This window comes from Streptomyces sp. bgisy159 (genome assembly GCF_057707805.1).
Genome location: NZ_JBYIQX010000029.1, coordinates 90,144 through 96,665 on the forward strand (window position 1 = coordinate 90,144; position 6,522 = coordinate 96,665).

A 6,522-nucleotide genomic window follows, 5' to 3' on the forward strand; every position below is an offset into this window, starting at 1 on the left:
CGGCCGCCGGCCCTCAGCGCCCGTCGTGGGCGCGGGTCGCGCCGAAGTGCGTCTCGTGCGACCAGACGTGGGTGCAGGAGGGGCACTGCAGGTGCAGCAGGCTCTTGGTGTTGGAGAGCAGGTACCGCCAGTGCCGGGTGCACGTGCTCCCCTGCTCGCACGTCGCGCACCCGCGGCGGTCGTCGCAGTTCGGGCAGGCCACCCACGCCCGGCGCCCGATGTCGGCCTGCGGATCAAGAGGCAGCACGGTGCCCCGTCCCCCCGCCGGGCAGCACACCGGCCGCGACCAGCTCGTCGTAGAGACGCTGCTGCTCCGGGCTGAGGCCGGAGTACAGCAGGGCGTAGGCCTCCTCCTCGCCGCGCAGCGCGCTCACGGGGTCCCAGTCGGGGCCGAGCGCGGCCATGACGTGCGTGCGCCGGAGCATCTCGTGCCCGGTCAGGTCGACCGCGAAGTCGACCGGCGCGGCACGATCGGGACGGGCGGGCGCGGCACGATCGGGACGGGCGGGCGCGGCGGCGCCCGGCGCGTCCGCACGATCCGGCCGCTCAGGGGGCTCGGGAAGCCGGGGGAAGGAGGAGGCATGGGGGGACATGCGGCCGAACGTAGGTAGGCTCGTCCGACCGCGGCAAGAGCACGTGGGAGAAGTCACAGACGCGGCCAGGCGTCCGCCGGGTCTGCGCGGCGGGATGCCGGGCCGCCACCACCGGGTGGCAGCGTGTGACGCGCGGGGCCCGAGGGCAGGGGGAGCGGATGGACGTACTGGGAGTGGACGCCTGCGGCCCGCAGGGCTGGGTCGGCATCGGGCTCACGGACGGCACGTACGCGGGCAGCCTGGTCGCTCCCCGGCTCGCGACCCTGGTCGAGCGGGCCGCCGAGGCGCGCGTCATCGCGGTGGACATGCCGCTCGGCCTCGTCGAGAACGGCTGGCGCGCCGCGGACCTCGCGGCGAAGGCCCTGCTGGGGGCGCGGCGCCACAGTGTCTTCCTTATCGCGCCGGCGCCGGCCTGGCAGGAGGCGGACTACGTGGCTGCCGCAGACCGGTGCCAGGAGCTCACCGGCCAGCGGCTCACCAAGCAGGCCTGGGCGCTCGCCCCGAAACTGCTCGAAGCCCAATCGTGCTGGTCGGCGGACGACCGGATCCACGAGGTGCACCCCGAGGTCTCCTTCCACGCCTTGGCGGGCGGAGCGCCGCTGACCTTCGCCAAGAAGACCTGGCGCGGTCAGCATGTGCGCCGGTCCCTGCTGGCCGGGGCCGGCATCGAGCTCCCGGACGCGCTCGGTGAGGCGGACCGCGTTCCCGTGGACGACGTGCTCGACGCCGCGGTGGCGGCCTGGTCGGCACGGCGGATCGCGCTGGGGGCGGCGGGCCGGCTCCCCGAGTCGCCCGAACTCGACGTGTCGGGCCGCGCCGTGGAGATCCGCTTCTGACGTCCGCCGGACCCCTCGGACGGTCTGCCCCCGCCGCGCGCCCGCCCGGGCCCGTCGGCGGGGCCTGGCGGGGCGTCCTGTCGGAGGGCCAGGCAGAGCTGGTGAGCCGCTCGACGTGCCGGACCACGACGGCGCCGGTCGCAGGGACCGTCGGCCGAGGGGGACCGCAGAATCCGGCTCTGGCCGCGGTTCCATGACGGCCCACGTCCTCCTGCCGAGTGCTGCTCCTTGAGCGGGACTGCGCCGGCCGGGAAGCGGAGCCGTCCTCAGCGGGCCATGTGCCCAGCTCTCGGAGCCTCGTGACTGGGTGAGAAGGCGGGCCCGGAGGAGTTCGAACGAGGCTCGGCCGACCCCTGTTCCCGTGGGGCGCGGCACCGGCAGTCCCGCGACCGGCCCCGCCGGCGGACCGCCGGGTCGGCCACCGGTGCCGGGGCGCCGGTCCGGTTCCGTGCTTCCGCTGTCGCCGACCCATCCGCCGGGCCGATCGCTACGGATCACCTGTGAGGGCTCGCACCGGCCCTCCGAGCGCCCGCCCGCGCGAGGGATACGGGAGGGCGGGCCGCTCCGGGGCCCCCGCCGACGATGCGCGGGGGCCCCGTCGGCCGTGCCGGCGGTCAGGCCCCGGCCGCCCGGGGCGCGCCCGCTGCTCCCGCGGGCCCCGTGCGAAGGTCGGAGGCCGTGCCCTCGGTGCCGTCGGCTCGCCGCTCAAGTGCGTGTGCTCGGGGTGCATCCGCGGGCGGGACGGCCGGGGAAGTGCCGGTCGCAGGCGGGCGCGGGCTCGCGCGCCGAACCCCGAGCCGGAGCGCGAGCCCGCCCCTCCCGCTCTGCCGCGCCGGCCTGAGTCCGGGTTCGCCGGGCGCACGTTGTCAGCCATTGTTGAGCAGGTGCCGGACTCGCCGCTCAGAGGGCCGGGGCGGTGGTCCGGGGCGGGGACGGCCCCCGGGGCGAGAGGGCCGGGACAGCGGGACGCACCGCCCACGCGGGACGCGTGTTCTTCCGCCCCGCAACACCTGCGCCCCCTCGTCGCACACCACGGTGAACAGCCGCTCAACCACGCGGCGCGGGCGGTCCGTGCCCTGCGAGAGGCCGACGGGAGGGGGCCACGGCATCCGGCCGGCGCCTTCATGGTGCGCTGTCGCGAAGGGGCGGCACGGTCCGCGGCAGCATGCTCCCGTCTCACCGGAGGTCACCGTGGGGCCCGGGGGCGGGATGTCCGTACAGTCCACTGTCGGCCATCTTTCGTCCGCTGGAGGTGTTCGGGAGGACTTCGGGGCCCTTGTTCCTGCGGCGCGAGGAGGGCTAGGCTCCGGGCGACCTTCGCACTTCGCACACATTTCTGACACATGGTCGTCCCTGCGCGTGACCTTCGCACGGGCGCCGGTGACCTTTTGGCATGCCCCTGCCGGGTGCGTCCGGTGGTGGGCCGACGGGGGGATACAGGGGAGTGGGGGAGACCGACGTACCCGGCATGACCCGGCGCTCCGCGGGGAAGTCACCCGCGCGCCGGTCACCCGGGCGGGGCGGGGACAGCCGCCGCGACACGGCCGTTCTCTGGTGCGTCAACGCCGTCGACGGACTCGGCAGCCAGGCTTCCGGGCTGGTCTTCCCGTTGCTCCTGCTGAACCTCGGCCACGGGCCGGGCGTCGCCGGGGCATTCGCCGGGGCCGCCGGGGTGGCCGGGCTGCTGCTGGGTCCGCTGGTGGCCGTGCCGGCCGATCACGGCCGTCGGCGGGCACTGATGACCGGTTCGGCGCTGCTGGCCTCGCTGGCGATGGCGGGACTGGCCGTCTCCTGCCTGGCACGTCCGCCCCTGTGGGTCCTGCTGGTCGCGGCCTTGGTCGAGCGCCTGTCCGCGACGGTGTTCGAGGCGGCGGCGCGCGGAGCGCTGTCCCGGCTGGCCGAGCCGGCCGACATGCCGCGGGCCGTGGCCGGCTTCCAGGCGGGCGATCAGGCGGCGCTGGTCGGCGGCCCGGTGCTGGGCGGCGTCCTGTTCGCCGTGAACCGCAGTCTTCCGTTCGTCTTCGACGCCGTCACCTACGGCCTGGCGGCACTGGGAACGCGAGCCATTCGCGGTCGCCTCGACGGCCCCGTCCCCTCCCCGTCGTCAACCGGCGCCGAGGGCCGGCAACCGGCAGGCGGCGCGACGGGGGGAGAGGCAACGGGTGGCCTGCGAGCCGGCCTGGTCGTGGTGTCGCGTTCGCCCGTGCTGCGCCTGGTGCTGCTGTGGTCGACCGTGGCGAGCGGGGCACTCGCGCTGCTCTTCTACACCGCCGTCTTCGTCCTGGGCGAGGGCTCGGGCAGTGCCGTGACCGGCGCGGTGCTCGCGGCCTGCGGGGCGGCGGGGCTGGCGGGTTCCCTCGTGGCCGCGCGGGTGGTGCGGCGACTGGGCGCGCGGCGGTCGCTGACGACGGCGACGTGGTTGCTCCTGCCGCCGTGCGCCCTGCTGTCGCTGGCCGGTGACCCGTGGCTGTGGGCCCTCGGGTTCGGCGCGCTGTCCGCCGTGCTGCCGGTCGTCACCGTCGTCCTGGGCGCGGCGGCCGTGCTCGCCACTCCGCAGGACGTGCAGTCCCGGGCCGGGGCGGTCCTGGGCACCGGCGGCGCGGTGGCCGCCGCCGTCGCGCCGGCCTTCGCGGCCGCGCTGGTGACCTGGTACGGCGACCACGCGCCGGCCGTGTGCTGCGGTGTCGTCCTGGCCGTCCTGGCGGCGTACACGCAGCGCGTCGCCCCAGTGGTGATCCGCCCGATCGCCGTGACCGACGACGGGCCGGCCTCCGGGCCCGGCGGGCCCTCCGGTCGGACCCGCGAGCCGTCCGGCAGGACCGGAGAACGATCCGCCTGCGGTACGGAGCCGTTGACAGGGGCCGGCGAGCTGCCCCCTGACGCCGGCAGGCGGCGTGGTCGGCCCGACGCCCTCCCGGACGAGGCCCACGAAGCTCACGTGATTGACGAGGCCGACGGGGCTGACCGTGCACGCCGGGCAGTGGGGGCCCGTGAAGCCCACGATCTTGACGAGGCCGACGGGGCTGACCGTGCACGCCGGGCAGTGGGGGCCCGTGAAGCCCACGATCTTCACGAGGCCGACCGGGCTGACCGTGCCCGCCGGGCCGAGGCCCCTGAACCTCACGGTCTTCACGAGGCTGACGGGGCCGGTCAGCCCTCCGCCGCGACCGGTCGGCCTTCCGCCCCGGCCGACCGCCCGCCCACCGTGCCGGACGCCCCACCCGCTCTCCCCGACGCCCCACCCGCCCCGCCCCGTGACACGGAGAGCGTCCAGCCCGCGATGCGGCCGTCCCGGGGAGCGCGCCCATGAGGAATGCGTACCAGGTGTTCGTCGCCGCCCTGCCCGATGTGTGCCCCTCCGACCGCCGGCGCATGGTGTTCACCGCGGACGCCGACGGCCGCTGCCAGGTCTTCACCTGGGACGCCGCCACCCGCCGCGTCCGACAGGTCACCGACGGCCCGGGTGGCACCGTGCACCGGGGGATCGACGCCGACGGCTACGTGTGGTGGTTCGACGAGGGCCCGTCCGCGGGGGGCCGCTGGTGGTTCCGGCACTTCGACGGCGGCCCCCGGCTGCCGGGACAGCCCGGGGCGCCGGCCGGCCCGTCCCGCGGGCTGGCCGTCACGGCGGACGGGACGGTCGCCGCGGCGGTCGACGACGGGCGGGGGACGAGCGTGCTCATCGGCGGGCGGGGCCGGGCCCCCGACCAGGTGCTGCGCAGGCCCGGACCCTGCCGTCTCGGCGGCATCAGCGCGGACGGTTCCCTGATAGCCCTGGCCTCGGCGGCCGACACCGAGGCGGCCGTGTCGGTGCTGGACCGCCGGGGCGCGACCGTCGCCGAGCTGCCCGGCCCCGGGAAGGCCGGTGCCGCGCTGTGGTGCCAGGGCTTCTCCACCTCCGCAGGGCGGCGGGAACTGCTGCTGGTGCGGGAGGACGAAGACGAGTACACCCTGGCCACCTGGACGCCGGAAGGGGGCCTGCGCGCCCACCGCTGGTGCGCCTTCGACACGGAGATCAACGCCCGCTGGTATCCCGGCCGCGACGAGGTGCTGGTGCGTCAGGACCGGCACGGACGGTCGCTGCTGCACCGCGTCGACCTCGGTGCGCGGCGCCGGACGCCGCTCGCCACTCCCGCGGGCAGCCTGCTGGACGCGGCACCGGCACCCTCGGGCGCGGTGGACTACCTGTGGACCGACACGGCCCACCCGCCGGTGCTGGCCGCCACGGACGGCGTCGCCCTTCCGCCGGCCGGGCCGCCGGTCGTCGTGCCGGGCCGGCACACCGACCTGTGGACACCCACGGCCGAGGGGGCCGTCCACAGTCTGCTCAGCCTGCCCGAGCCCGTCGGCACCGTTCCGCCGCCCGCGGTCTTCCTGGTGCACGGTGGTCCGGCCGACCACGACCGCGACGCCTACGACGGCACCGTTCACTCGCTGGTGGCCTCCGGCTACGCGGTCGTCCGCGTCAACTACCGGGGTTCCACCGGCTACGGGCCGCGCTGGCGCCGGACGTTCCCGGCGGGGGTCGGACACACCCAGGTGGCGGACCTGGCCGCCGTCCGCTCCGATCTCGTCGCCCGGGGACTGGTCGCCGGTGAGGCGACCGCGCTGTGGGGGGTGTCGTGGGGCGGCTATCTCGTGCTGCTCGCCCTCGGGTGCCGTCCCGGGCTCTGGCAGGCCGGCATCGCCGTCAAACCGGTCGCCGACTGGGCGGCAGCGCACCGCGCCACCACACCGGCGCTGCGCGCCCTCGACGTGCGGCTGTTCGGCGGCACCCCCGAAGAGGTGCCCGAGCGCTACGCGCGCAGCTCGCCGGTCACCTACGCCTCCTCGGTGGCGGACCCCCTGCTCGTCGTGGGCGCGACCCGCGACACCAAGTGCCCGCCCGGCCAGATCCGCGCCTACCTGGCCGAGCTGACCGCCGCCGGCGTCCCGCACGAGGCGATGTGGCTCGACACCGGCCACGACGGCTACGACGGCGCGGCGCACGTCGCCGTCCTGCGCCGCTGCCTGGGTTTCCTGCACGCGCGACTGCCCCGCCCGGCGCCCGGCGCCGTCCCTGGACGTCCCGGGGGCTCGGCCGCGGGGGCCGA

The 6,522-nt window shown here is 76.5% G+C and carries 5 protein-coding genes; 3 read left to right on the forward strand and 2 right to left on the reverse strand.

Translation table 11 applies throughout. The annotated features are described in order from the left end of the window. Window positions 1-13 precede the first annotated feature (13 nt). Window positions 14-247: a hypothetical protein gene (locus AC3ET3_RS25125; protein ID WP_432136680.1), complete on the reverse strand. Its 234-nt coding sequence runs from the start codon at window positions 245-247 to the stop codon at window positions 14-16. Continuing rightward, window positions 234-593, reverse strand: coding sequence for a DUF6400 family protein (locus AC3ET3_RS25130; protein ID WP_435612944.1), 360 nt, complete (start codon window positions 591-593; stop codon window positions 234-236). The genes AC3ET3_RS25125 and AC3ET3_RS25130 overlap by 14 nt, the downstream gene beginning before the upstream one ends. Before the next feature lie 158 nt (window positions 594-751). Here AC3ET3_RS25130 and AC3ET3_RS25135 point away from each other — a divergent pair, with 158 nt between their 5' ends. The 3 genes from AC3ET3_RS25135 to AC3ET3_RS25145 all read left to right on the forward strand — a co-directional run. Then, complete coding sequence (locus AC3ET3_RS25135) at window positions 752-1,429, forward strand: DUF429 domain-containing protein (RefSeq protein ID WP_435612945.1); 678 nt, start codon at window positions 752-754, stop codon at window positions 1,427-1,429. A 1,444-nt stretch (window positions 1,430-2,873) separates the two neighbouring features. Beyond that, window positions 2,874-4,739, forward strand: coding sequence for an MFS transporter (locus AC3ET3_RS25140; protein WP_432155303.1), 1,866 nt, complete (start codon window positions 2,874-2,876; stop codon window positions 4,737-4,739). Next, on the forward strand, window positions 4,736-6,522 hold a 1,787-nt coding region (locus AC3ET3_RS25145; protein WP_435612946.1), incomplete at its 3' end, for a S9 family peptidase. The genes AC3ET3_RS25140 and AC3ET3_RS25145, both read left to right, overlap by 4 nt.